The organism is Halovenus rubra, assembly GCF_026586665.1.
Taxonomy (GTDB): domain Archaea; phylum Halobacteriota; class Halobacteria; order Halobacteriales; family Haloarculaceae; genus Halovenus; species Halovenus rubra.
The window spans coordinates 165,352-187,091 of the sequence record NZ_JAODIY010000004.1 but is presented as its reverse complement, the minus strand read 5'-3'; the positions used below and the strand labels follow the sequence as shown (position 1 = coordinate 187,091).

At 55.5% G+C, this 21,740-nt stretch carries 25 protein-coding genes; 19 read left to right on the top strand and 6 right to left on the bottom strand.

The window, feature by feature from the left end; genetic code table 11:
- Position 1 precedes the first annotated feature (1 nt).
- Both N5098_RS03230 and N5098_RS03225 read right to left on the bottom strand, forming a co-directional pair.
- Positions 2 to 1,063: a M48 family metallopeptidase gene (locus tag N5098_RS03230; RefSeq protein ID WP_267636259.1), complete on the bottom strand. Its 1,062-nt coding sequence runs from the start codon at positions 1,061 to 1,063 to the stop codon at positions 2 to 4.
- Positions 1,064 to 1,313: 250 nt separating this feature from the next.
- Complete coding sequence (locus N5098_RS03225) at positions 1,314 to 1,724, bottom strand: hypothetical protein (RefSeq protein ID WP_267636258.1); 411 nt, start codon at positions 1,722 to 1,724, stop codon at positions 1,314 to 1,316.
- A 533-nt stretch (positions 1,725 to 2,257) separates the two neighbouring features.
- On the opposite strand from N5098_RS03225, the gene N5098_RS03220 reads away from it, so the two are divergent.
- The 4 genes from N5098_RS03220 (at position 2,258) to N5098_RS03205 (ending at position 4,829) form a co-directional block, all read left to right on the top strand.
- Complete coding sequence (locus N5098_RS03220) at positions 2,258 to 2,470, top strand: DUF1918 domain-containing protein (protein ID WP_267636257.1); 213 nt, start codon at positions 2,258 to 2,260, stop codon at positions 2,468 to 2,470.
- Positions 2,471 to 2,476: 6 nt separating this feature from the next.
- Positions 2,477 to 2,914, top strand: a complete 438-nt coding sequence (locus N5098_RS03215) for an RNA-binding protein (RefSeq protein ID WP_267636256.1) — start codon at positions 2,477 to 2,479, stop codon at positions 2,912 to 2,914.
- Between the two features lie 25 nt (positions 2,915 to 2,939).
- Positions 2,940 to 3,653, top strand: coding sequence for an RNase P subunit p30 family protein (locus N5098_RS03210; protein ID WP_267636519.1), 714 nt, complete (start codon positions 2,940 to 2,942; stop codon positions 3,651 to 3,653).
- 87 nt (positions 3,654 to 3,740) lie between these two features.
- Entirely contained in the window at positions 3,741 to 4,829 is a 1,089-nt protein-coding gene (locus tag N5098_RS03205; protein WP_267636255.1) for a glutamate--cysteine ligase, read from the top strand.
- 8 nt (positions 4,830 to 4,837) lie between these two features.
- On the opposite strand, the gene N5098_RS03200 is transcribed toward N5098_RS03205, so the two are convergent.
- The gene (locus N5098_RS03200; RefSeq protein WP_267636254.1) at positions 4,838 to 5,767 is read right to left on the bottom strand and encodes a hypothetical protein; all 930 of its coding nucleotides are present in this window, start codon (positions 5,765 to 5,767) and stop codon (positions 4,838 to 4,840) included.
- 153 nt (positions 5,768 to 5,920) lie between these two features.
- On the opposite strand from N5098_RS03200, the gene N5098_RS03195 reads away from it, so the two are divergent.
- The 7 genes from N5098_RS03195 to N5098_RS03165 all read left to right on the top strand — a co-directional run bounded on the left by N5098_RS03195 (position 5,921) and on the right by N5098_RS03165 (position 10,299).
- The gene (locus tag N5098_RS03195) at positions 5,921 to 6,544 is read left to right on the top strand and encodes a class I SAM-dependent methyltransferase (protein ID WP_267636253.1); all 624 of its coding nucleotides are present in this window, start codon (positions 5,921 to 5,923) and stop codon (positions 6,542 to 6,544) included.
- Complete coding sequence (locus tag N5098_RS03190; protein ID WP_267636252.1) at positions 6,544 to 7,023, top strand: Rpp14/Pop5 family protein; 480 nt, start codon at positions 6,544 to 6,546, stop codon at positions 7,021 to 7,023. Before N5098_RS03195 ends, N5098_RS03190 begins: the two co-directional genes overlap by 1 nt.
- A 6-nt stretch (positions 7,024 to 7,029) precedes the next feature.
- Positions 7,030 to 7,803 (top strand): archaeal proteasome endopeptidase complex subunit alpha, encoded by a 774-nt coding sequence (gene psmA, locus N5098_RS03185; RefSeq protein WP_267636251.1) that lies wholly within the window; start codon positions 7,030 to 7,032, stop codon positions 7,801 to 7,803.
- A gap of 169 nt (positions 7,804 to 7,972) precedes the next feature.
- Entirely contained in the window at positions 7,973 to 8,698 is a 726-nt protein-coding gene (locus tag N5098_RS03180; RefSeq protein WP_267636250.1) for a ribosome assembly factor SBDS, read from the top strand.
- A complete protein-coding gene (queC, locus tag N5098_RS03175; protein ID WP_267636249.1) occupies positions 8,695 to 9,393 on the top strand; it encodes a 7-cyano-7-deazaguanine synthase QueC in 699 nt (232 codons plus the stop codon). Before N5098_RS03180 ends, queC begins: the two co-directional genes overlap by 4 nt.
- Positions 9,394 to 9,441: 48 nt before the next feature.
- Positions 9,442 to 9,783, top strand: a complete 342-nt coding sequence (locus N5098_RS03170; RefSeq protein WP_267636248.1) for a hypothetical protein — start codon at positions 9,442 to 9,444, stop codon at positions 9,781 to 9,783.
- 45 nt (positions 9,784 to 9,828) lie between these two features.
- Positions 9,829 to 10,299 carry a DUF5796 family protein gene (locus N5098_RS03165; protein WP_267636247.1) on the top strand — a complete coding sequence of 157 codons (471 nt, stop codon included), beginning with the start codon at positions 9,829 to 9,831 and terminating at the stop codon, positions 10,297 to 10,299.
- Between the two features lie 62 nt (positions 10,300 to 10,361).
- Here the strand turns inward: N5098_RS03165 and mutS are convergent, their stop codons facing one another.
- Positions 10,362 to 13,082, bottom strand: coding sequence for a DNA mismatch repair protein MutS (gene mutS / locus N5098_RS03160; protein WP_267636246.1), 2,721 nt, complete (start codon positions 13,080 to 13,082; stop codon positions 10,362 to 10,364).
- A gap of 152 nt (positions 13,083 to 13,234) precedes the next feature.
- Here mutS and N5098_RS03155 point away from each other — a divergent pair, with 152 nt between their 5' ends.
- Both N5098_RS03155 and N5098_RS03150 read left to right on the top strand, forming a co-directional pair.
- Entirely contained in the window at positions 13,235 to 13,807 is a 573-nt protein-coding gene (locus tag N5098_RS03155) for a TlpA family protein disulfide reductase (protein WP_267636245.1), read from the top strand.
- On the top strand, positions 13,804 to 14,490 hold the full coding sequence (locus tag N5098_RS03150; RefSeq protein ID WP_267636244.1) for a cytochrome c biogenesis protein CcdA: 687 nt from the start codon (positions 13,804 to 13,806) through the stop codon (positions 14,488 to 14,490). Before N5098_RS03155 ends, N5098_RS03150 begins: the two co-directional genes overlap by 4 nt.
- Positions 14,491 to 14,520: 30 nt before the next feature.
- Here the strand turns inward: N5098_RS03150 and N5098_RS03145 are convergent, their stop codons facing one another.
- Positions 14,521 to 14,718, bottom strand: a complete 198-nt coding sequence (locus N5098_RS03145; RefSeq protein ID WP_267636243.1) for a DUF5800 family protein — start codon at positions 14,716 to 14,718, stop codon at positions 14,521 to 14,523.
- A gap of 94 nt (positions 14,719 to 14,812) precedes the next feature.
- On the opposite strand from N5098_RS03145, the gene N5098_RS03140 reads away from it, so the two are divergent.
- The 3 genes from N5098_RS03140 (at position 14,813) to N5098_RS03130 (ending at position 16,985) form a co-directional block, all read left to right on the top strand.
- Complete coding sequence (locus tag N5098_RS03140) at positions 14,813 to 15,787, top strand: aldo/keto reductase (protein ID WP_267636242.1); 975 nt, start codon at positions 14,813 to 14,815, stop codon at positions 15,785 to 15,787.
- A 66-nt stretch (positions 15,788 to 15,853) separates the two neighbouring features.
- On the top strand, positions 15,854 to 16,297 hold the full coding sequence (locus N5098_RS03135) for a hypothetical protein (protein WP_267636241.1): 444 nt from the start codon (positions 15,854 to 15,856) through the stop codon (positions 16,295 to 16,297).
- 85 nt (positions 16,298 to 16,382) lie between these two features.
- Positions 16,383 to 16,985 carry a class I SAM-dependent methyltransferase gene (locus N5098_RS03130; protein WP_267636240.1) on the top strand — a complete coding sequence of 201 codons (603 nt, stop codon included), beginning with the start codon at positions 16,383 to 16,385 and terminating at the stop codon, positions 16,983 to 16,985.
- Between the two features lie 6 nt (positions 16,986 to 16,991).
- Here N5098_RS03130 and N5098_RS03125 read toward each other — a convergent pair whose 3' ends face one another.
- Complete coding sequence (locus N5098_RS03125; RefSeq protein ID WP_267636239.1) at positions 16,992 to 18,350, bottom strand: PQQ-dependent sugar dehydrogenase; 1,359 nt, start codon at positions 18,348 to 18,350, stop codon at positions 16,992 to 16,994.
- Positions 18,351 to 18,503: 153 nt separating this feature from the next.
- Between N5098_RS03125 and N5098_RS03120 the strand changes: the two genes are divergently transcribed.
- The 3 genes from N5098_RS03120 to N5098_RS03110 all read left to right on the top strand — a co-directional run bounded on the left by N5098_RS03120 (position 18,504) and on the right by N5098_RS03110 (position 21,665).
- On the top strand, positions 18,504 to 19,955 hold the full coding sequence (locus tag N5098_RS03120) for a sulfatase (RefSeq protein WP_267636238.1): 1,452 nt from the start codon (positions 18,504 to 18,506) through the stop codon (positions 19,953 to 19,955).
- Positions 19,956 to 20,059: 104 nt separating this feature from the next.
- The gene (locus N5098_RS03115) at positions 20,060 to 20,806 is read left to right on the top strand and encodes a DUF502 domain-containing protein (RefSeq protein ID WP_267636237.1); all 747 of its coding nucleotides are present in this window, start codon (positions 20,060 to 20,062) and stop codon (positions 20,804 to 20,806) included.
- Positions 20,807 to 20,963: 157 nt separating this feature from the next.
- Positions 20,964 to 21,665, top strand: a complete 702-nt coding sequence (locus N5098_RS03110; RefSeq protein ID WP_267636236.1) for a phosphatase PAP2 family protein — start codon at positions 20,964 to 20,966, stop codon at positions 21,663 to 21,665.
- Positions 21,666 to 21,740: the final 75 nt, after the last annotated feature.

The window sequence follows — 21,740 nt, the reverse complement described above, 5'->3', positions numbered from 1 at the left end:
GTTACTCTTTGCGTTCGAGTTCAGCCGCCAGCGATTCGAGCCGCGAGATACGGTCTGCCGTGTGGGGATGTGTCTGGAACAGCCCCTTCATCTGCTGGTTGTCCTCGACTGGAAGAATATCGAGCGCTCCCGCTGTCCGCATAAACTCTCGTTTGTCCTCGCTCGGTCGATGACGAGCGCCGTCGAGTTTCCGCAGAGCACTCGCAAGCGCGGCGGGTGACCCGGTGAGTCGCGCTGCCCCCGTATCGGCGGCAATCTCTCGCCGCCGTGAAAGAAATGCGACACTGAACTGTGAGAGGTATAACTGAACCCGAGAGACGGCATAAATAGCCTTTGAGAGGATAAGTTCGATGAGATACGACATGAGAGGTGTTCCACTGACCTCTGCCCCAGCACCGGTCGTTGGAGCGTGAACAACACTCTCGGAGGCGAGTGTCGGTTGCTTTCCGCTGGCGACGTGTTCGGCGAGAAGCATCGGGACGAGCAGCCACCGCAGAATGCGTGTGTCATTGTTGGCGAGATGGCTCACCTCGTGGGCGAGCACCGCCTCGATTTCGTTATCGTCGAGTTGTTGAATGAGACCGCGAGTGATAACGATGGTTCCGTTCTCGGTGTTGGCAACAGCGTAAGATTCCGGCCGACTGCGGTCGACGATACGAACGGAAGGTGTGGGACTATTCGCCTGCTTTGCCAGCCGCTGGGTCAACGAATCGATTTTTGGGTCTTGTTCCGTTGCTAGCTGGCCGGCACACCCCAGTTCCGCTTCGAACGCCCGGATTTCGTCCCTGACATGGTCACGAAAGAAAAGAGGGGTAAGCACCGTACCGAGTGCGAGACTGGCAACCAGATACTGGCCTATCGAAGGGGGCCAGAGACCAACCAGTTGGTCAGGTAAAAATAGACCCAGAGTGAAGATGTTGAGGATAGCACCGCCGAGGACGACTGCAAAACCAACAAAAAGTCCGACAGTGCCTGCTACAATTACAGCAACCACACCGGAGACCACCAACGCGAAGCTCATGCGAACGAGCAACGAGAGCCTATTGGGGAGTATCATTGACATATGGAATAGTCATAATTCTGGCCATTATATCTTTCGCACAGTGTCAGCGAACTCAGACAAGGTGTGGCTGGGTTTTCCGGGCGGTTTAACCGGTCTGTCCGGGGCGAGTCCCCGGAAATCGAATCGACATTCGTAATTTCGCCGCTGGCCACTCGGCGGGCACCGAGACTCACGTAACGGACTGGGAGTCGATACACCGCTTCATACCCGATAATGACAACAATAATATATTTTAAAACCACCAGTTGAGCTACGTACTGGCCAGGAACAGCTGCAGGACTTTCGGAATGACAACGGAGAGGAGGAGTTGGGTCCAGATGCTGAACGTTGCCGGATACTCCCGTGTCGAACTGACCTGGTTGATCCGCTGGCGGAGGTCTTTGACTTCTTCAGTGGCACCGTCCTGTATCGAGTAGTTCCGTACTTCCCACGGGTTCTCGATATAGTTATGTAACTCATCTTCGAGGTTTCGCAGTGCTTCTCGCTTTTCTCGGTGCAAAAACCGGTGAAGTAACAGGACAGCGAACGCGACGGTCGCTATCGTTGTGAGCCAGACGCCAATGATCGGCTGCAGCAGGAAGTACGGGTTCAGCACGTAGATGGGTGTGTTGTCGAAGATGAAGATTTCGGCTCCAGTAGAGATGACCGTCCATCCAAGCATGGTTACAATGGCATACAAATACGACGGTGGGAGAGAGGGATTTTCCTCGTCCTCGTCGGGATTCTAAACGAGGGCATACAAGTACGACAGTGGGGGAGAAAAGGTGAGAAACGTCGCAAGCCGCCCGAACCCGAAATACCGGACGAAGCGGTCCAGCCAGATCTCGGAGCTACCTTTATGTGGGATGCCATCGGGTGATGGCTTCATATGACTGTCTTAGGTTGGTGTTACTTCATTTTCAGACTTGCCGAGGGTGCTACCGTCATCTGCTGTCATACCTCCCATTCCTGAGACGAAAGTTAATCAAACTGTATGTTCGAACACGGTGACGACGAAGGTCGGACTATTCGCATCGTGTCTCGCACACCGACAAAGGAATTCTTCTCTGTGATACGTTTCATGCCGGTCAGTACACAGCACAGGTCTGCGGCTGATTCGCCTCAATGAAGAGAAGACCGACCCCTATGAGCTGCTGGTAACGCAGGCAACTCCAAGTCAGGCAATTTTTATCCCGGCACGGGCAACTCGGTGATATGAGCTTCGAGAAAGGCGACGCAGTTGTGCTCAACGACAAGCATAGCGACTACGACGGCGAAGCCGGCGAAATCACGCAGGTTTCCGAGACGATGTTCGGCGACGAAAACTACTCGATTAGCTTCGAGGACGGAAAAGAACACGGCGTTCCCGCCGATTCGCTCGAAGCCGCGGACGAAGAAAAGACCGACGACGACGCGGACGAGGAGTAACTCAGAATGTCTTCGGTCCCGTTTCACTACATCGACCTCCGGACGTTCTGTTACGGAACGGAGGATGACGAGCGGGTCGAAGACGCACTCCGGTCCTTTCTCCCCGAGGAGTTCGAGATACAGCGTGCGGAGTCCGAGGGACACCACGGTGACCGTATTCTCGTCCTCTCGGCCCGCGTCGAGAACGCTGACGAAATGCGCACCGTCCTTGGAGCGCTTGGAGACCTCCCCGACGAGGAGTTCGCACAGGTGCAAGACGAACTTGATGAGCGAGTGACCGAGAACACCGAATTTTTCCTGAGCCTGTCAAAACAGGCCGCGTTCAGCGGCGATATCGAACGCGGCGACGGTATTACGTTCCGGGCGAAAGTCGAGGCGTACCCAGCGAAGAAGGCACACGCCCTCGAAAACGTCAAAGAGACCCTCGCCACGCTCGATGAGTGAGACAGCAACAGACCAGTTAAAACCCATGTACGAGGCAGTCCACGCCTATCCGGATGGCGAAAGCACCGTCGCCAGGCACGCACTCACAGCCAGTGAGTACGGCTTCGATGGTCTCGTCGTCCGCAACCACGGCGGTTCCCCCGCATCCTACGACCCTGAAGTGGTTGCCAAAACGTACGATATTGACGTTGTCCCGGCTGTCGAGATTCGTGCAACAGACCCCAGTGAAGCGAGTGGATATCTCGGCTCTCACCGGGAGCAGACCACGCTCGTTGTGGTTCACGGAGGGACTCCCAAGATGAACCGATTTGCTGTCGAGCAGTCCGCTGTGGACGTACTCGCTCACCCTATGGCCGGTGATGGCGATTTCAACCACGTGCTGGCGAACGAAGCGGTCGACAATGATGTCAGTATCGAGTTCAATCTTCGAGGAGTCCTCCGAGACGCTGGCGGGACTCGTGTCCAGACACTCAGTGATCTGCAGAAACTCCGTGAAATCGTCGACTACTACGACGTTCCCTACGTCGTCAGTGCAGACCCGACCACTCACCTGCAACTTCGTGCTCCACAGGAGTTGGAGGCTGTTGGCTCTGCAGTTGGCTTGTCATCGGACGACGTTCGGGCGGGACTGACCGAATGGGGGCGTCTCGTCGACCGGAACAGGGCACGACAGTCAGACTCATTCGTCCAGCCTGGTGTTCGACGAGTCGATACGGAAACTAGCCAACTCGACGAGTAAAGCATACGCGCGGCGGTCGTGTCTCATCGGCACATACCTGGTACCAAGGGGAATATTTTAGCGTCGCGGAATCCAACCCGCGAGCAGATGGAACGTGGTGATGCCGACAACTTCAGTCGGATGGGGACTCTCGGCGTCGAAGAAGAGTTCTTCGTCGTCGACCAGGCTGGCCGACCGACTGCCGGGACAGACGACTTAGTCTACGGAAGCGACCCGCCTGAGATACTGGCGGACCGTCTCGACCACGAACTGTTTAAGAGTGTTATCGAGACACAAACCCCCCGACTTGAGGATGTGAGCGAAGCAGACGAGAGTCTGCGAGCAGTGCGTGAAGCGCTTGTCGAACACGCGAGCGAACACGGATACGGGATAGCAGGTGCAGGGTTACACCCACTCGCCCGCTGGCGCGAACTGGAACATGCCGAGAAATCACGTTATCGGTCACAACTCGAACGTATTCAGTATCCACAACACCGGAATACAACCGCAGGGTTGCATATTCACGTTGGCGTCGACGACGCAGACAAAGCTGTTTGGGTCGCTAACGAGATTCGCTGGCACCTCGGGCTTATGCTCGCGCTCTCGGCAAACTCACCGTACTGGAACGGCTTCGATACGGGGCTTCAGTCGGCGCGAGCCCGTATTTTTGAGGGATTACCAAACACTGGCGTTCCAACCACGTTTGACTCCTACGAGGCGTTTGATTCCTTCGAAAAGACCATGCTCGAACGAGGGGCCATTGAGGACCGGGGCGAACTCTGGTATGACGTGCGCCCACATTCTGGACACGGCAGTGTCGAGGTACGTGTTCCGGACGGGCAACACGACCCCAGACGAGTATCTGCATTCGTGGAATACACGTACGAACTCGTTGTTGATTTGGCCGAGCGCTACGAGGACGGCGGAGAAGAGTTTGGCCACCGACGCGAACTTCTCGACGAAAACAAGTGGCGTGCACTTCGTCACGGGCGAGATGCTGAACTGCTTGACCGCAACATCGAAGACTCTGTTCCGGTTGACCAGCTCGTCGAACGAGAGGTAGACCGGTTGGGAGTAGACAGTCTGTGGACACTCATCGAAACCGAAAGTGGCGCACAGCGACAGCGGCGGATTCGAGACCAATCAGGTGTCGACGCGCTCTGTGAAGCGTTGTTGCTCGATTCCGACCAGCTCTGACCACGGCCTCAAGACTCAGTTTCTTCGGCCTGAAGCTTTTTTTCATACAGCCGGTCCACTGCAGTCCCAGCGTGTGCAACGAGCATTTCGAGCAGTTTGAGGTTCTCTTCGCTGATAGACACAGAATCGTCATCAAGTGCAATCAAAACGATTGTTTCATCGTCGGTATTGGTGATGAGCAGCGTCAGTGCACCATCAGAACGACGCTCGTTGCCAGCAGGGAGGTCATGAGAAACGGCTGTCGCCGGCTGTTGCTCCAGTGAGTCAGTTGCTAGATCGAACAGAACCGACTCGGGGACACCAACGGTCGTATCGTCAACAAGTACCGTCTCTTCGGTATCCATGACGGCGAATGCGAGGTTCGTGAGACCCAGGAATGTTTCCGTTGCCTGGAGGCAAAGCGAGCTTACCTCTTCAACTGAGTCACTCCGGTTAAGTTCTCGGCCATAGTTGTTGATGTCTGCGGCTTTGTTCGCAAACTGTTCGACTCGGTCACGCTCGTGTTCGAGTTCGCGCTGATGGATTCGGCGGCGAGCATCGTAGATGCCAACCAGTGTCCCTGCCAGTGCCCCAACTGTGAGAAGATTAACCACGATGAACGGAGCCTGTTCGAGCACATTTGCAGCGCTGGAGAGGGTAACCTCCAGACTAAAGATTAACAACGCAGCGATCGACGAAAAGAGGATACTGCTCCCAACGGCCCACGCAACGACACGTTCTATCTCGTCGTCGAGATCGGCCTGTGTCAGGAGCCATGAGCCAATGTACATAAGCGCCAGACCAACAAGGACGAACGGTATCGTTTCGAATATAAACACGATATAAAGGTCAGTTCCGTCGAATCCCTCTAACTGTTGGACCCCCTGAAACAGTTGGAGCACGACGAGTACGAACCCCGATATCATAATCCCACCTGCCGAAAGGTCGCGTGCTTCCATTGTCAACAGTACTCACTACTTGCTATCTGTATATAAAATGTCCCCAGAAAACCGGCAATAGTTGCGATGGTGTGAAACTGTGCAATACCGTCAGTGTGCTGTGTCCGGTAAGCAGTCGTATCGTTGATAGCAGTGGAGCAACAACGCCCAGGCATGAAACAGTCGCTCAAAGAGCACGCTGAGCGGTTCGATGAAAAAGCACCAGAGTACGATTCGAGCAAAAACGAGGAGTACAAGGCCACTGTCTCGCTGGTAGTAAGCCACGCACGACCCAGAAACGACGACACAGTACTTGATCTCGGGACAGGCACTGGAGCGATTGCGCTGGCACTTGCCGAGGATGCAGGCGAAGTTGTTGGTCGCGATATCAGTGACGGGATGCTCGAAGAGGGGCGGGAGAAAGCCGCCGACCGTGGTGTCGAGAACGTGGCCTTCGGAGACGGTCGCTTCCGGGAGCCAAACGCACCCGAAAATACCGATATTGTCACCTCGAATTTCGCGATGCATCACCTCACGGACGGTCAAAAGCGCGAGGCAATCAACGTAATTGCGGGTCTTGAACCCCGTCGTATTGTACTCGGTGACGTGATGTTCTTCGGCGAGCCGAATCCAGACGAGCCTTTCTACTCACCGGAAGTCGACGACCCAGCAACCGTCGGTGTGCTTGCCGACGCCTTTACCGATGCCGGATATGTACTCACTGCTGTCGAGCGAGTACACGAACAAGTCGGTGTCCTCGTTGCAGAGTCGCTTCCTAGTGATGACGGCGACCGCTGATGAAACACCTTCCAAAACATCTCCAACCGCGATGGCGGTATCTCGCGGTCGCGCTGGAAACCTGGGCCGACGAGGAGGTGACACGCGAGCCGTTCCAGCGAGCACTCTGGTACAGCGCACAGAACGTGCTCGGCGATACCGGAAGTGCGAAGCTGGACCTGTCAGTCCTCCGTTTCGAGTTCGTCGGAAACAACGGCGAAGCACTCGTCCGAGTCCGACGCGGCGAAGTCGAGGACGCTCGGGCGGTACTGGCCTGTCTCGACGAAGTTGCGGGGATGGAAGTTGGTCTCAGAGTAGTCGGGACAAGCGGGACAGTTCGAGCCTGTGAGGAAAAGTATATGCGTCGGGGACCGATAGAACCCGACCAGAGACACGTCGTGTTCGACGGGACAGAACGGCCCGCACTCGTCCGGAATGGACGGGTCGATATCGGGACCGACAACCCGACGGGTGCGACGACCCTCGACACCGATAACTAGGCAACTATGCAGGGACAAAATCAACAGCAGGCGTACGACCGAGGGATTACCATCTTCTCCCCGGACGGCCGCCTCTATCAGGTCGAGTACGCGCGAGAAGCGGTCAAGCGCGGCACAGCAAGTATCGGCGTACGAACGACGGACGGTGTCGTGCTGGCAGTCGACAAACGCATCCGCTCCCCACTGATGGAGCGTGACAGCGTCGAGAAAATACACAAGGCAGACGATCATATCGGCATCGCCAGCGCCGGTCATGTGGCTGATGCACGCCAGCTTATCGACTTCGCCCGGCGACGCACGCAGATTAACGAGCTTCGCTACGGCGAGCCAATCGCCGTTGAAACGCTGACGAAGGAAGTCACGGACTACATCCAGCAGTACACGCAAGTTGGTGGCGCACGCCCGTTCGGTGTCGCGCTTATCATTGCCGGCATTGCAGACGGTGAGCCAAAGCTCTACGAGACTGACCCATCCGGGACGCCGTACGAGTGGAAGGCCCTCGCTGTCGGGTCTGACCGCGGCGATATCCGAGAGTACCTCGAAGAGCACTACGACGAAGACGCCGACCTCGATGGCGGCATTGAGCTTGCACTCGAAGGGCTTGCTTCCGTCAATGATGACGGGCTGACGCCGGAAGGCATCGGCATGGCAACCATCGATACGGAGACGGAGTCGTTCCACACGCTCTCTGAAGACGAGAAATTGGAGTATCTCGAAACGTTTGATCTCCTTGCGAGCGACGACGAAGCGGACGAAGCAGACGAAGACGACGAGGAGTAACGCCCGCTCCTCTCTCCCGAATTGTATACAACACACTCGTAGCGGCAGTATTTTCTATGGACTGAAAACACGGAACGAACACTGACCGAACAGTCTCTGCAATGAAATCACAAACAATGGCCGAAAGTAGGCACAAACACATTTAAACTGCCCACAAGAACAACAGGGTATGATATCACTCGACGAAGCAGTCACTGCACGACTTGAATCACACGGTGAGCGATTCGAGGTACTGATTGATCCGGACGCTGCGCTAGAGATCAAGCGTGACGAGTTTGAGGACGAACTCGAAGACGTCATCGCAGCCGAAGACGTGTTCGAAGATGCCTCCAGTGGCGACAGGCCACCAGAGAAGGCGCTCGAAGACGTGTTCGAAACGACCGAGCCACTCGACATTATCCCGGAGGTAATCAAACAAGGCGAGATACAGATTACGGCCGAACAGCGCCGGGAGATGCAAGAGCAAAAACGGAAAGCCCTCATCAATCAGATTGCCAGAAACGCGGTTAACCCCCAGATGGACAACGCGCCACACCCGCCAGAACGTATCGAATCAGCACTCGAAGAAACCGACTTCCGTATCGACCCGATGGAGCGCGTCGAGAGTCAGGTTGATGAAGCACTCGACGAACTACGGCCAGTCATCCCTATCCGATTCGAAACGGTTACTGTTGCTACGCAACTCCCACCGGACTATGCCGGCAGCGGTCAGGCCAAAATCCGCGAGTTTGGCGACCTCGAAAAAGAAGAGTGGCAGGCAGACGGTTCGTGGGTTGGGGTACTCGAATTCCCGGCTGGTCTCCAAAATGAGTTCTACGACCTCGCCAATGAGGTGTCGAGCGGTGAAGCTGAAACCCAGATTATCGAAGACAAGGACGATATCAAAACGCGATGACAGCCGACGAGCGGGCAGTGGTGCTTGTTTCGGGCGGGATGGATAGTGCGACCGCCGTCTACGAGGCGATAGAGCAGGGGTACGAGCCCGTATTCTTACACACTTCCTACGGGCAAAACACTGAAACCAAAGAACTCGCCTGTGCAAAGAAACTCGCTGAGGTCGTTGATGCACAACTGCATCATGCCGAGACGGGACACCTTGCTGCAATCGGGACATCAAGTCTCACTGACGACGAAATGGCTGTGGCCGACGCAGACACCGAAAGCGACGAGATTCCCGCGTCATACGTTCCGTTTCGGAACGCAAACCTGCTGTCGATGGCCGTTTCCTACGCAGAAGCGACCGACTGTGCTGCTGTGTTTATTGGTGCACACTCCGAAGATTTTTCGGGGTATCCCGACTGTCGCCCAGCGTTTTTTGAGACGTTCCAATCTGTCGTCGATAGCGGAACCCGACCTGACACCGAGATTGAAATTACCGCACCGTTTGCGGAGTGGTCAAAAACGGACATCGTCCGACATGGCCGTGAGCTTGCTGTCCCCTATGAATATACGTGGAGTTGCTATCGTAGCGACGAACCCGCATGTGGCACCTGTGACGCCTGTACGTATCGGTTGGAAGCGTTCCAGCACGTTGGCGAGCGGGACCCGATTCCGTACGAGACCCGGCCCAACCACACGGAGACGAGGTGACGACTGGCTGACGAAATGTATTTCTGACACGATTCCGTACCGCGGACAATGACAGCCACCGAGGAGTCCAGTGACCCCGCTTTGAGTGAGAATGGGAGTGAAAATACCGAGACAGGTGACTCCATGGAGGCCGAAAAATCAGCTGAAGACGACCCCTCACAGCCAGATGCAACCCCGCAGTCGGTTGCACTCAGGCGACAACAGTATGCTGTCGGCGTCGGTGCCGCACTCATTTCTGGATTTGCACTCACAATCAGCAGTCTTCAGCATTACCCGTCGCTCCCCAAGGCCATGCCACTCCTTGCTGGATTGTTCGGCGCTGGCATCGTGTACTGGCTCGTCGGGCACAGCCTCTATCCGACCGAAGACGAACTCTCTGGGAGTGAGTAGGACCGAAGGGACGCCGTTTTATTTCGGACGACGTTACTGAGGGTCATGACATCATTTTCGGACGTGCCACCGGATACGCTCTCGGTTCGGCTAACTGAGGGCGGTATCGCCGTCGAATATCTTGACGGACGAGAGGTGTTCTATCATGGCGTTCCAGAGCAAGCAACACCGCCACACGGAACCAAGCCCGGAAAAGACGTACACGTCCTCGTAACCGACGACACCGAGACAAGCGGGATTCTGGTGTACGTCGACGAGCGGGCCACCGAATCTGATATTCTTGAGTCCTCAGGAGTAGGGCGAATACTGCTCGACAACGAAGAGCGCAGGTCGCTGTTTGCAGGAGTCGAAGCGACGCGGGACAACCTCACGTACAAAATTGATATCGACGACGCGATGATCGACGGTCGTGTGTTCGTCTTCGAAGAAGACCAATTCAGCGAACACGCCTACGAGTTGACTGCAACGGAGCAAGGCGACAAGCCGAGTGACAGCGACGGACCCGTCTCTTCCTGACGGGATACAACCGTTTTCATCGGTCAGTGGCGCTCTATCGTTACAGTCTCTGGTCAGCAGAGCTATGACTGTTCAAGCTCATTTTGCCACTGTTGGACCTGCTGGATGACTTCCACAGGTGGTGTTTGTGTGACATCTAAATCCAAGACCGCATCCAGAACGTCCTGTTCAACGTTGCTCCGTGTCTCCGCTCTCGGGGCTGTTTCTTCGTTATTGTCAGATATAATATCGTCACTCTCTTTCGAGACAGACTGGTCGGTTGAAGACTCTGTTTTGAACTGCCCAGAGCCGAGGTCGAACACTGTCTGGACTGAGTCTGTGTCGCCACCCTTAGCCTCGATAGCTTTCTCCTCACGGAGGCGTTCAAGCACTTCCCGAGACCGGTCGACGACAGGTTCGGGCACGCCAGCGAGGTCGGCGACGTGAACTCCGTAACTTCGGTCTGTCGGGCCGTCTCTAACTGTCCGGAGGAAAGTTACATCGCCGTCAGATTCGTGAGGTGCGCCTGTAGACGACGAACGTGGCTCGCCGTCGACTGCCACGTGGACGTTCTCGACGTGGCCGAGATGCTCGGAGAGCGATGTAAGCTCGTGGTAATGTGTTGCAAATAGTGTTTTTGCCCGGACCATATTGTGTAGGTATTCGGTTGCCGCCCAAGCAATCGAGATGCCGTCATAGGTTGCTGTTCCGCGGCCAACTTCATCGAGAATGACAAGCGAGTCTTCGGTCGCAGAGTGAAGAATATTCGAAAGCTCCTGCATCTCGACCATGAACGTTGAGCGACCCTGTGCGAGCTCGTCAAGCGCGCCAACCCGGGTGTAAATACCGTCAACGAGCCCGATTGCTGCTTGACGTGCCGGGACAAAGCTGCCAACCTGTGCGAGAAGCGTGATGAGAGCAGCCTGACGCATGTACGTTGATTTGCCGCTCATGTTCGGGCCAGTGACAACCAGAAAGCGACGGTCATCATCTAGCCGGAGGTCGTTGGGGACGAATTCCGTTGTCTGTTCAACAACTGGGTGACGGCCGCTTTCGATATCAAGTCGGTTGTCATCGTGCAGTTCCGGTCGGGTCCAGTCGTTCCGGACAGCGTGTGTCGCCAGACTCACAAACACGTCTATCTTGGCGAGGGCACGACCGACAGCCTGCAACGTCTCGGCTGCACGTGCGACCTGTGCTCGGAGGTCCTCGAAGATGTCGCGTTCGAGGTCGTGACGCTGTTCTTCCAGCCGGAGAATGTCGCGCTCGTGTTCCTCAAGTTCCGGAATTGTGAACCGCTCGCTATTTTTCAGTGACTTGATTTGCTCGTAGGCATCGGGGACTTGGTCGGCCTCGCTGTTGCCGACCTGAATGTAGTAGCCGTCAGTCTTATTTCGGTCAACCGAGAGGTGTGTGATGTTGTGTTTCTGTTTTTCGCGGTCAGCCAACGTCTCAATCCACGTCAGCGCTTCCTCGTGTTGCTCGACGATTTCGTCGAGTTCATCGTCGTATCCTGTCCGGATGAGACCACCCTGTGAGATAGTTCCTGGCGGGTCGTCGACGATAGCTTCATCAAGCTTAGTCGCAAGTGTATCAGCTGCCGGCTGGTCGGGCCGGTCAAGTGCAGTGGCCAGTTCCGACTCAGCGAGACGGTCTGTCTCCTCGACAATGTGAACCAACGCAGGGAGCACAGAAAGCGTCTCCGCAGCAGCGCGCAGGTCACGTGCATTCGCGCTTCCGGAAGCAGCCCGTGACGCAAGACGTTCGAGGTCGTAACTCCCATCTAACTCTTCTTGTATCCGCTCGCGTGCCATGACAGCTTCTGTAAGGGCCGCTACCGCAGACTGTCGGTGCAGTAGTTCACCTCGGGACTGTCGGGGGCGTCGCAACCACTCTGCGAGTAGCCGCCGTCCGGCGCTGGTCACCGTGTGGTCGATAGTATCGAGTAGGCTCCCACTTCGGTCGCCCTGCATCGTCTCTGTCAGTTCGAGATTTCGCTGTGTCGTTGCATCGAGTTCGACGTGGTCGGTGGAGCCGTGGCTCTGTAATCGTGTCATCGAAGCAAGGACACCAGCACCGCTTTCATCGACATACGACAGGACAGCACCGGCAGCCTGGACTGCGAGGTCACTCTCGGCAACCCCAACACTTTCGAGCGTCTCATCCCCGAACTGTTCGCGGACCTGATGGCGTGCCCGGCCTGGGGCAAAGGCGTCAGTCGCATGGAGCGTAAGCGTTGCACTGGTTCGCTCGCGGAGCGTTCCCAGTAACTCGTCTTTGTTCCGAAGCGTCGGCCCGGGGAGTAGTTCTACCGGGTCGAATCTGTACAGTTCTGTCAGCAGTTCGTCGGTTGCACTCTCGTCTACACATTCAGTGACGTGGAACTGTCCAGTCGTCACGTCGGCAAAGGCAACGCCGAACTCGTCATCATCGTAGACAACTGCACCGAGATACTGCGCGTCTGCATCACCCGTCTCGATGAGAGTTCCCGGTGTCACGACTCGAGTGATTTCTCGCGCGTGGCCGTTCTCAGTTTCGTACTGGTCGGCGACTGCAACCCGATAGCCGCGCTCAACGAGTGCGGTCAGATACGGCGTGAGGTCATCGACAGGGACCCCAGCCATCGCATAGGAAGAGCCATGCGAAGATTTCTGTGAAACTTTCAAGTCGAGCTCATTTGCGACGGTCTCAGCATCGTCGTCGAAGAATTCATAGAAGTCGCCACATTGCATCGCCAGCAAGTCCGCGTCCGTCTCGCGTTTCAGGTCAAAGAACTCACCGACGATACCCCCTGCTGTCGTCATACCCATTGCTGTGTGCGTCTCCGATTAAAACGTCACGGGTTGTGGGCTTTAGCAGAACCTGACGGCGCTCAAAACGTCTCAGTCGTACCGCTTGTGTATCAGCTGTACACACTCGAATAATGAATTTACGAATGTAGTCATAGCTATCAGATATGGTACAACAGCGAACGCGTCGTCAAATGCTGGTTGGCGTCGCCGGCAGTCTAGCACTTGCAGGCTGTGTTGGCGGCGACTCTGACGGTGGAACAGATAGTGGCGAGACGGGCGCGAGTGACGGTGACGCAACTGCCAACTCAGATGAAAGTTGGCAGGCGGTTGCGCTGGAAGACGTGCGCTCAGGCGAGGAGTTCACTATCGCGGATATCGAGCAGCCGGTTGTCCTCCATACGTTCGCGACGTGGTGTTCAACGTGCAAGCGACAGCAGGACACGCTCGCAAACGCCTACGAGAACAGTGGGGACGATGTTACGTTCATCGATATCACTATCGACGAGAACGACAACCCTGCTGACCTCCGTGAACACGCCAATGACAACGAGTTTGGCTGGCGGTTCGCGGTCGCACCCAACCAGATGACGAGCGACCTCGTCGACAACTACGGCCAGCGGGTTGCCATCGCTCCACAGTCCCCAGTCATCGTTGTCTGTCCCGACGGAACGACAAAGACGTTAGACAAGGGCGTGTCGGCAGGCAAAATCGAGGACACAGCAACTTCCTGTCAATGACACTCTCGGGGCTTGTCGAACATTTTCTTCTTGGGATTGCAACGCCATTAACGGCCTCCTGTGTCATTCCGCTGTATCCGGCGTTTATCGCGTATCTGGCAAGTACTGGCGACGACGATGGCGGACGGTCGGTCGCTGTTCTCGGAAGTTTGGTTGTTATCGGAGTCCTTGCGTTTATGGCGACTATTGGTATCGTGTTCACTGTCGTCCTCGAAGAGTCAATAAATACCGTCGTCGAAGACCTGTCTCCCATCGCGTTTGGGGTTTTAGCTGTCGTTGGAGCGGTCCTCTTGATCGACCCGAAAGGATTCTCTCGGCTCCCAGCATTTGAACCGCCACAGTCGCGCTACCCCAGCGCTTCGGCGTTCAGCTACGGTTTCTTTTTTGGTGCAATCATTATTCCCTGTAACCCGGCAACTATCTCGCTGTTTTTCGCCCGAACACCGGTTCTTTACGATACGCACGTCGAGAGCATGCTCGGCTTTCTTGCCTTCGGTCTCGGCATCGGCGCGCCGTTGCTCGCGTTCGCATTGCTGTCGGAGTCGTTTGGTCGGCGCGTCACGACGACGCTAGCCCGGTACAGCAACCCTATCAATCGTGCGACCGGCGCAGTGTTGCTCGCTGTCTCGCTGTACTACTTGGGGCCAGTCTTCAAAGTTATTTCCGTCCCGTTCGTGTTTTGAGGACGGTGCCCAGCGGTCTCGAAGTTGCGGTCACTTGATAATGTCACCGACGCGTCGCGGTTCACCGGAGAGTGATGGGTTGTCCTCGATTATCTGTAACACTTCGTGGTCGGTCACGTCGGGATACTCCTTTTCGATTGCCTCCTCGATAAGTGACTTTTCGAGTCGAAAATCCGTCCCCTGGTAGACTACGTCGACACCGTTTTCATCAAAGGAAAGAGCCGTCATACGCGCCAGTATGACGACTGTAAATAAAAGTCTGTAGATGACGCGCTACACAATCGGGGGAACTTTTTCACGCCCACCGGTCCAGCATGGCGTTATGGAGTATACAACACTTGGCCGGACAGGAATGGAGGTCAGCCGCATCTGTCTGGGGTGTATGAGTTTTGGAACGTCAGACTGGCGGGACTGGGTACTCGACCCCGACGAGAGCCGCCCAATCATTGACCGAGCAATCGACCTCGGAATCAACTTTTTTGACACCGCAAATATGTACTCCAACGGTGAATCCGAACGCGTTCTCGGAAAGGCATTAGACGGCCACCGCAATCAGATGGTCGTCGCTACTAAGGGTTTCTTCCAAATGGACGAGGACGACCCCAACAGTGGTGGACTCTCACGAAAAGCAATCGAGCAAGAACTCCAGGCAAGCCTCGACAGGCTTGGCATGGAAACCGTCGATCTGTACCAGACCCACCGCTGGGACGACGGGACTCCTATCGAGGAGACATTACGGGCACTTGACGACGCAGTGAGACGTGGAAAAACCAGATATATCGGGACAAGTTCGATGTGGTCCCACCAGTTTGCAGAGGCACTCCACACGAGTGACAGCGTTGGCTTGGAGCAGTTTGCCACGATGCAAAATCACTACAACCTTCTCTACCGGGAAGAAGAACGCGAGATGCTTCCCCTTTGTAAGAAACAGAACATCGGCGTGATTCCATGGAGTCCACTCGCGCGAGGATATCTCACACGTCCCCACGAGGAGTTCGATGCGACAGTACGGGGCCAATCCGACACTTACGCACAGCAACATCCCTATTTCGACGGAAACGGTCGAGAGATAAACGAGCGTGTACAGGAGATTGCCGCCCAAAAGGACGTAACGATGGCGCAGATAGCGCTGTCGTGGCTGTTGCACAAAGACTGGGTTGACGCCCCAATCGTTGGCACGACAAGCGTCGAACATCTCGAAGCTGCTGTCGAAGCACTCGATATCTCGCTGTCAGAGAGCGACATCGACTGGCTCGAGGCACCCTACGAGACAGTTCCTGTCAGCGGTCACGAGTAACGTTGAAACGGTCGAACGGGGAAGACGGCAGAGTAAAGTGACTCTCAGCCAAAAGCGGAGACGCGAATGTTTGAGCAATGGTACGGCCCCGGTATCGGGAGTGACCGCGAGTATCTCGTGAGTAGAGGTGTCATTCCCGCGTTGGGCACGATTGGGGCGATGGCTGTCGCGTTCTCTGTCGTCGCTGGTATACTGTTCGTGGCAGAAGGGCTTATTGTTAATAACGTGGTGACCCAGACAGTCGCGATTCTGGTGATGTACGCCCTCCCGCCGTTTGCGGTCGGATTGTGGGTTGGAAAACGTCATGGGTTGCTCGTTGCCCCAGCAATTGCTATTGGTGTTGCTCCCATCATGGTACTAATCACCGCTCTCGCGGCGTTTAGCGGGCCGGTGTTGACGCTGTTTGACAGCCCGCTGCTTCTTGTTGGGGCGGTTGCTGGTTGGAGTGCTCTTTCAGGATTCGGTATCGCCGTTGGGTCTAAGCTCGTCAAGCCTTGGCTGACCGAGTGAGCCAGACAGTTACGGGCCAGTACCGACGACGGGATGGGGCTGAGTCTCGGCAAATGTTGATGCGAGTCGAGCGCAAAGAACCAATATGGAGCGAGACGATGTTCGACAGGCGTGGGATGATGTCTCACAGACCTACGCCACACGACGAGACCCAGACGGTTCGGACGCAGACTTGATTGATGAACTCCGTTCTGATTGCCCACAAGACCCCCAAATCGTCGATATTGGGTGTGGCGACGGTGCACGAACGCTCAGCAACCTTCCAGACGGGAGTCTCGGAATCGACTTTTCTCGCCAGGGGCTTCAGTTGGCAGGCAGTACTGTGCCATCAGCGAAACGCGTCCAAGCCGATATGTGTGCGCTGCCGTTGGACGATAGCTGTGCTGACGCACTCACTGCGTACCACGCCGTCTTTCACGTGGAACGGACGTCACACCCGACCGTGTACAGAGAGTTCGCTCGCGTTCTAAAGCCCGGCGGGATGCTTTTGATGACTCTCCCGGGTGGCCGATTCGAGACAGTGCGCCGAGGCTGGATGGGCGGCGAGATGTTCTTTTCGGCACCTGGACGGGACCAAACACTTACCCAGTTATCAGACGCCGGATTTGGAAACCTGCAAACAAAAACAGTTGGTGACCCGCTTGGGAGCGAAAGCGAATTTGTCTTCGCCGAGCACAGCGGTAACTGAGTGGCGTCACTCGGCAGCAGCAATTCGCCTGATGAGTCCCGAGCCTTCTTCGAATCCAGTCGTCAGGACGTACATTTCGTCGTTGGGGTCGCGAGCAAACGAGAGGATTGCGCTGTTAAGCCGACCACTCTCTGTATTTTCGACAGTAAGTTCTTCGAGCGGATACGGTCTCTTGCCGTCATGGGCAGGGTCGACCGCGAACAGCGGAGCAGGAACCATGTAGTCACCAAAGACGTATTTCCCCTGCAGTTCGGGTAACGCTTCGCCGCGGTAGACGTAACCGCCGGTGACTGCACGGGAACCGGTACGTTGGTACTCGACAATTGGGTCACGAATCGACCCCTTCGACGTTTTCGGTGTTGCACACACCTTGACTGGCGAAACCCGGTTAGTTAGTGCCTGCCACGTCTTGGGATTGAAGACGTTAAGCGGATTGTCAGCTATCGTGTGTCCTATCGAAGTAGAGGGGGCACACGACGACCCCTCGACAATGGGCCAGCCATGGTTTGCTCCCTTCTCTACGAGATAGACCGACTCACGTGTGTGTTCGCCAACATCGCCGACGAACACCCGGCCGTCGTCGATTGACATTTTGTAGGGATTGCGAAACCCCCAGGCATAGTACTCGTCGCGGCCTTCTTTGCCCACGAGTGGGTTGTCATCCGGGATACCGTACTCCTTTCCGTCTTCGGGATTGTCAACGTCGATACGGTGGATGCCGCCGAGGAGATTGTCAGTGACGTTCTGTGCGGCCTGTCCCTGGTCGTACCACCACGACTTGCCGTCCTCATTGAAACTAGTCCGTTGACCGTCACCGAGTGCGACGTAGAGATACCCCTCTGGACCAAATGTGAGCGAACCGGCGTTGTGCATGGGGCCCGGTTCGGGGACTGTAAGAATCCGCCGCTCGGACTCTTGTACCACACCTGTCCTGTCAGCGTTTGCCTCATACTCTGCAAGGACAGCGACATGAGAGTATTCGTCAGCGGACAGCGACTCCGGAAGCTGGCCACTGTAGCGCAGGTAAAACCGACTGTTCTCCTCGAAGTTGGGATGAAGCGCGATGCCGACTAGTCCCCGTTCACCCTCAACCTCGGCCATCTGACCACTTACGTCGTGGAACAATCCCTGCGCGAGACCTGAATCGGTATGCCGGAGCAACTGTCCGGTCCGTTCGATGATGAGTCGGTCCCCGTTAGGCAAGAAAACCATCCCAGTCGGGAACGAGACACCCGAAACGACATCTTCAAGTCTTACATTCAATCCATCACTTTTCAAGCTGTCCGTCGCCGTTCCGAGAGTACAGCCAGCCAGTCCAGCCATACCAGCACCTGCGCCGAGGCTGAGAAACTGTCGCCGGTTCATCTATCGAACCCTACCATTACTCAAATATCGGGCAGAAGCCAAAATAACGTTTCGACACCGAAATACGGCCATAGTAGTTCTGTCTGTCTGACTGACGTGTTTGTTGTTCGTTTCAATCCGTATGTTTATCAACGCGCCAAGCAATCTACCGGTGTGAACGAACGGAACAACGTCTTGCTCGTCATACTGGATTCCGTTCGCGCAAAGAACACCAGTTTGTACGGGTATGAGCGGGAGACGACACCATTTCTTTCGGAGTTTGCCGACCGCGCAACGGTATACACGCAGGCGAGAGCGCCAAGCATACATAGCATCGCCAGTCACGTCAGCATGTTTACCGGGGCACACGTTGAGGAACACGAAGCGACACGCCATACTGCTCAAATCGATCTCGACCGGACAATCTGGCGTGAGCTACAGAACGAGGGGTACGCGACTGGGCTCTTTACCAATAACCGTATCGTCGCAAACGCCTCCAACCTCGGTGACGGGTTTCAATACCGTCACGAGCCGGAGTATCCGATAGCGGAACGGCTTGAAAATGCAGTTGATGGGACCGTATTAAAGCGTGCGTACTTCCGGGGATACGATGCATTTTCTCGGCTCACAGAGTCAGTCTCTGAGAACGGGCTGGTGAGCCGAGTCAGTGACAGCATCGGTCGCGTGGCCGATATTGGCCCGTCGTCGGAGACAGACGCAGACTCGGGCTACCGGACGCTCTTTGGTGACGAATTTACCGATTCGTTTCTTGACTGGCAATCTCAACAAGACGATGCTTGGGCAGCGTGTATCAACCTGATGGATACTCACTCTCCGTACGAACCGGAAGCAACGTACGACAAGTGGGCTGACGAGCGCCACTGGGACATTCAGGAAAACGAGAAACCGAGTGTCTGGGAGACGCTCCGGGGCAGTGGCTGGGATAACATCGAAGCGCTTGAAGACCTCTACGATGGGACAATCAGACAGGCAGACGCTATCCTCAAAGACCTTGTTACCAAACTTGAAGCCAAAGGAGAGCTCTCTGACACCCTTCTCGTGGTAACGAGTGACCACGGGGAAGCATTCGGCGAGCAGAGTCGCCTAAAGGAGAACGTCCGTCTCCGTGGTCATAAGTGGGGTATTCCAGAGGTATTAACGCATGTTCCTCTGGTAGTCAGCTATCCCGGACAGGAGGTGGGCCGTACCGTCGATAAAGTCGTCTCACTGACAGATACGCCGGACCTCCTGCGAGCAGGGGCCACCGGCGACGGCGAGGACCCACTGACCGGGAGAAAAGAAGTGCTTGCGTCGACCTACAGAATCCCAGAGAAGAAAATCAAGAAATACAGCTCTGTTGAGAATGTCAACGACTACATCGGCCCGTGGAGAGCAGTCTACGAGAACGGCGAAGATGGCATCAGAAAGTTTGCACAGAAAGACGACTCGTTCCTAACAGCCGATGTTGCCGGAGCAGATGATGCGACAGTTGTCTCGACAGCGCCTCATAAGCGGGTCCAAGAGGCCTACGAGCCACTAGTCGATAGCGAGATTCTCGCCGAAGAAACATCTGAAATAGACGACAACCTCGAAGAGCAACTCGAAGATCTCGGCTACATTCGATAAGAGAAGATACCAGGGCGTTCTTATCGATTGGTACGGGAAACACCTGTTCTCGTCTGTCTGTTGTGCAGCTAGATTTATTTACTTTCGAATAGGTCGTATAAACAATGAGTTACTTGCAGAAGGCCCGAGACAGCTTCATCGCCGGGCTTGTACTTGTCATACCGCTGGTCGTCACACTCTATATTCTCCAGTTACTGAGTGACTTCGCGTTCTTGATTATCGACCCTGTCGTTCAGGAGACAGAGCTAGAATCGTTTACTCGAAACGTCGAAGCCGTCGCTCGGGTTCTTGCCGCCGTACTTATTGTGGTGGTGCTTACACTTATCGGGTTTCTCGCTCAAAGGCAGGTCGGGCAGCGACTGTTCGGTAGCTTGGGACGGTCGGTCAAGGTTATTCCCGTCTTCCGGACAATTTATACGACTGTCCGACAAATTTCGCAGTCGTTTTCTAACACTGAGACATCCTACGATAGTCTCGTACTTGTCGAGTTTCCACGGAAAGGACTCTATACAATCGGCCTTGTGACTAGTAAAAGCCCGGAAGCGGTGAATGAGACAGTTGGAAAGACCGTTTATAACGTGTTTCTTCCGAGTAGTCCCAATCCCGCGAGCGGTCGGCTTGTGCTCGTTCCCGAGGACGAAGTCCATGAGATTGATATCTCGGTCCGGCAGGGGATGGGACTGCTCATGACGACAGGGGCAGGAAGTGACCAATCAACGACCCCTCCAACAGATGTGACCGTCTCTCCCGAAGAAGCCATCGCTGCGCTTGAAGAGCTGGAAGATGCTGGAACTGACGAGATAGCGGTGACTCAACAACAGGCGGATGAGGGCTCTGAAAGCGTCGAATAACGAACTGCGTCTAAAAGCGTCTTGCCAGCGAAGTACACGCTCTTTATCGGTAGGATGTGGAGGCGTTGGCAGAGATAAACAACAGCCGGCGCTCCAAGACAAGACCAGCACGCTGCGAAGGACATCGTTATCTCTGTTGCCTTCCTGAACCAACGATATGTCGCGCGGGTTGGGCGTCATCGAACCGATTCAATCGACGATTCCAGACTGGCTAGGCGTTCTTGTCGCAGTTATAACACAATTGGGTGATGGGTGGTTCCTCCTTGCTCTGCTCGGAGGATTGTACGTAACTCAACGAGAGAGCCAGACAGGAATTGTGCTTGTCGGTGGCGTACTTGCATGTGGTGTCGGAGCCTACAGTACACTCAAACAGCTATTCGCCCGTCCACGCCCAACAGCATCACTTCTTGACCCGACAACTCTTCCCGAGATGATTGCTCCGCTGTATGAGTTTACTGCACACGCTTCGGGCTATGGCTTTCCGAGTGGTCACGCAACGATGGCAACAGTCGCGTATCTCGGTTTGGCAACAGTTCTAGATAGCGGGTCACGGCGACAGCGGTTCCTCGGAGCAGGAATCATCGTCGTGCTTGTGGCGTTCAGCCGTGTCGCGCTCGGGGTTCACTTCCTTGTCGACGTTATCGCTGGGATGGGTCTCGGTCTGACTTTGCTTGCATTTGCATTCCACGGAATCCCCCGACTGTCACTCCCATCCGAGACAACAGTACTAACAACAGCAGTTCTTCTGAGTGCAGTCTGGGTCGGGATTTCTCACGGGCACAGCGAATCGCTATTCTTGCTCTGTGGTTCAGTTCTGGCACTCGGGGCGTGGGTAGTTGATAAACCCCAAAGCAACTAACTAGGCCAGTTACAGACGTTGGCGTCATCTCAAAAGGAGTGCCGGAACGCCACGCAAGGACACAGCGCCCCCTGT

What these genes read in the sequence shown, in the direction of transcription:
- N5098_RS03230 (WP_267636259.1), bottom strand. Translation starts at nt 1,063, where the DNA reads ATGTCAATGATACTCCCCAATAGGCTCTCGTTGCTCGTTCGCATGAGC.
- N5098_RS03225 (WP_267636258.1), bottom strand. Translation starts at nt 1,724, where the DNA reads ATGCTTGGATGGACGGTCATCTCTACTGGAGCCGAAATCTTCATCTTC.
- N5098_RS03220 (WP_267636257.1), top strand. Translation starts at nt 2,258, where the DNA reads ATGAGCTTCGAGAAAGGCGACGCAGTTGTGCTCAACGACAAGCATAGC.
- N5098_RS03215 (WP_267636256.1), top strand. Translation starts at nt 2,477, where the DNA reads ATGTCTTCGGTCCCGTTTCACTACATCGACCTCCGGACGTTCTGTTAC.
- N5098_RS03210 (WP_267636519.1), top strand. Translation starts at nt 2,940, where the DNA reads ATGTACGAGGCAGTCCACGCCTATCCGGATGGCGAAAGCACCGTCGCC.
- N5098_RS03205 (WP_267636255.1), top strand. Translation starts at nt 3,741, where the DNA reads ATGGAACGTGGTGATGCCGACAACTTCAGTCGGATGGGGACTCTCGGC.
- N5098_RS03200 (WP_267636254.1), bottom strand. Translation starts at nt 5,767, where the DNA reads ATGGAAGCACGCGACCTTTCGGCAGGTGGGATTATGATATCGGGGTTC.
- N5098_RS03195 (WP_267636253.1), top strand. Translation starts at nt 5,921, where the DNA reads ATGAAACAGTCGCTCAAAGAGCACGCTGAGCGGTTCGATGAAAAAGCA.
- N5098_RS03190 (WP_267636252.1), top strand. Translation starts at nt 6,544, where the DNA reads ATGAAACACCTTCCAAAACATCTCCAACCGCGATGGCGGTATCTCGCG.
- psmA (WP_267636251.1), top strand. Translation starts at nt 7,030, where the DNA reads ATGCAGGGACAAAATCAACAGCAGGCGTACGACCGAGGGATTACCATC.
- N5098_RS03180 (WP_267636250.1), top strand. Translation starts at nt 7,973, where the DNA reads ATGATATCACTCGACGAAGCAGTCACTGCACGACTTGAATCACACGGT.
- queC (WP_267636249.1), top strand. Translation starts at nt 8,695, where the DNA reads ATGACAGCCGACGAGCGGGCAGTGGTGCTTGTTTCGGGCGGGATGGAT.
- N5098_RS03170 (WP_267636248.1), top strand. Translation starts at nt 9,442, where the DNA reads ATGACAGCCACCGAGGAGTCCAGTGACCCCGCTTTGAGTGAGAATGGG.
- N5098_RS03165 (WP_267636247.1), top strand. Translation starts at nt 9,829, where the DNA reads ATGACATCATTTTCGGACGTGCCACCGGATACGCTCTCGGTTCGGCTA.
- mutS (WP_267636246.1), bottom strand. Translation starts at nt 13,082, where the DNA reads ATGACGACAGCAGGGGGTATCGTCGGTGAGTTCTTTGACCTGAAACGC.
- N5098_RS03155 (WP_267636245.1), top strand. Translation starts at nt 13,235, where the DNA reads ATGGTACAACAGCGAACGCGTCGTCAAATGCTGGTTGGCGTCGCCGGC.
- N5098_RS03150 (WP_267636244.1), top strand. Translation starts at nt 13,804, where the DNA reads ATGACACTCTCGGGGCTTGTCGAACATTTTCTTCTTGGGATTGCAACG.
- N5098_RS03145 (WP_267636243.1), bottom strand. Translation starts at nt 14,718, where the DNA reads ATGACGGCTCTTTCCTTTGATGAAAACGGTGTCGACGTAGTCTACCAG.
- N5098_RS03140 (WP_267636242.1), top strand. Translation starts at nt 14,813, where the DNA reads ATGGAGTATACAACACTTGGCCGGACAGGAATGGAGGTCAGCCGCATC.
- N5098_RS03135 (WP_267636241.1), top strand. Translation starts at nt 15,854, where the DNA reads ATGTTTGAGCAATGGTACGGCCCCGGTATCGGGAGTGACCGCGAGTAT.
- N5098_RS03130 (WP_267636240.1), top strand. Translation starts at nt 16,383, where the DNA reads ATGGAGCGAGACGATGTTCGACAGGCGTGGGATGATGTCTCACAGACC.
- N5098_RS03125 (WP_267636239.1), bottom strand. Translation starts at nt 18,350, where the DNA reads ATGAACCGGCGACAGTTTCTCAGCCTCGGCGCAGGTGCTGGTATGGCT.
- N5098_RS03115 (WP_267636237.1), top strand. Translation starts at nt 20,060, where the DNA reads ATGAGTTACTTGCAGAAGGCCCGAGACAGCTTCATCGCCGGGCTTGTA.
- N5098_RS03110 (WP_267636236.1), top strand. Translation starts at nt 20,964, where the DNA reads ATGTCGCGCGGGTTGGGCGTCATCGAACCGATTCAATCGACGATTCCA.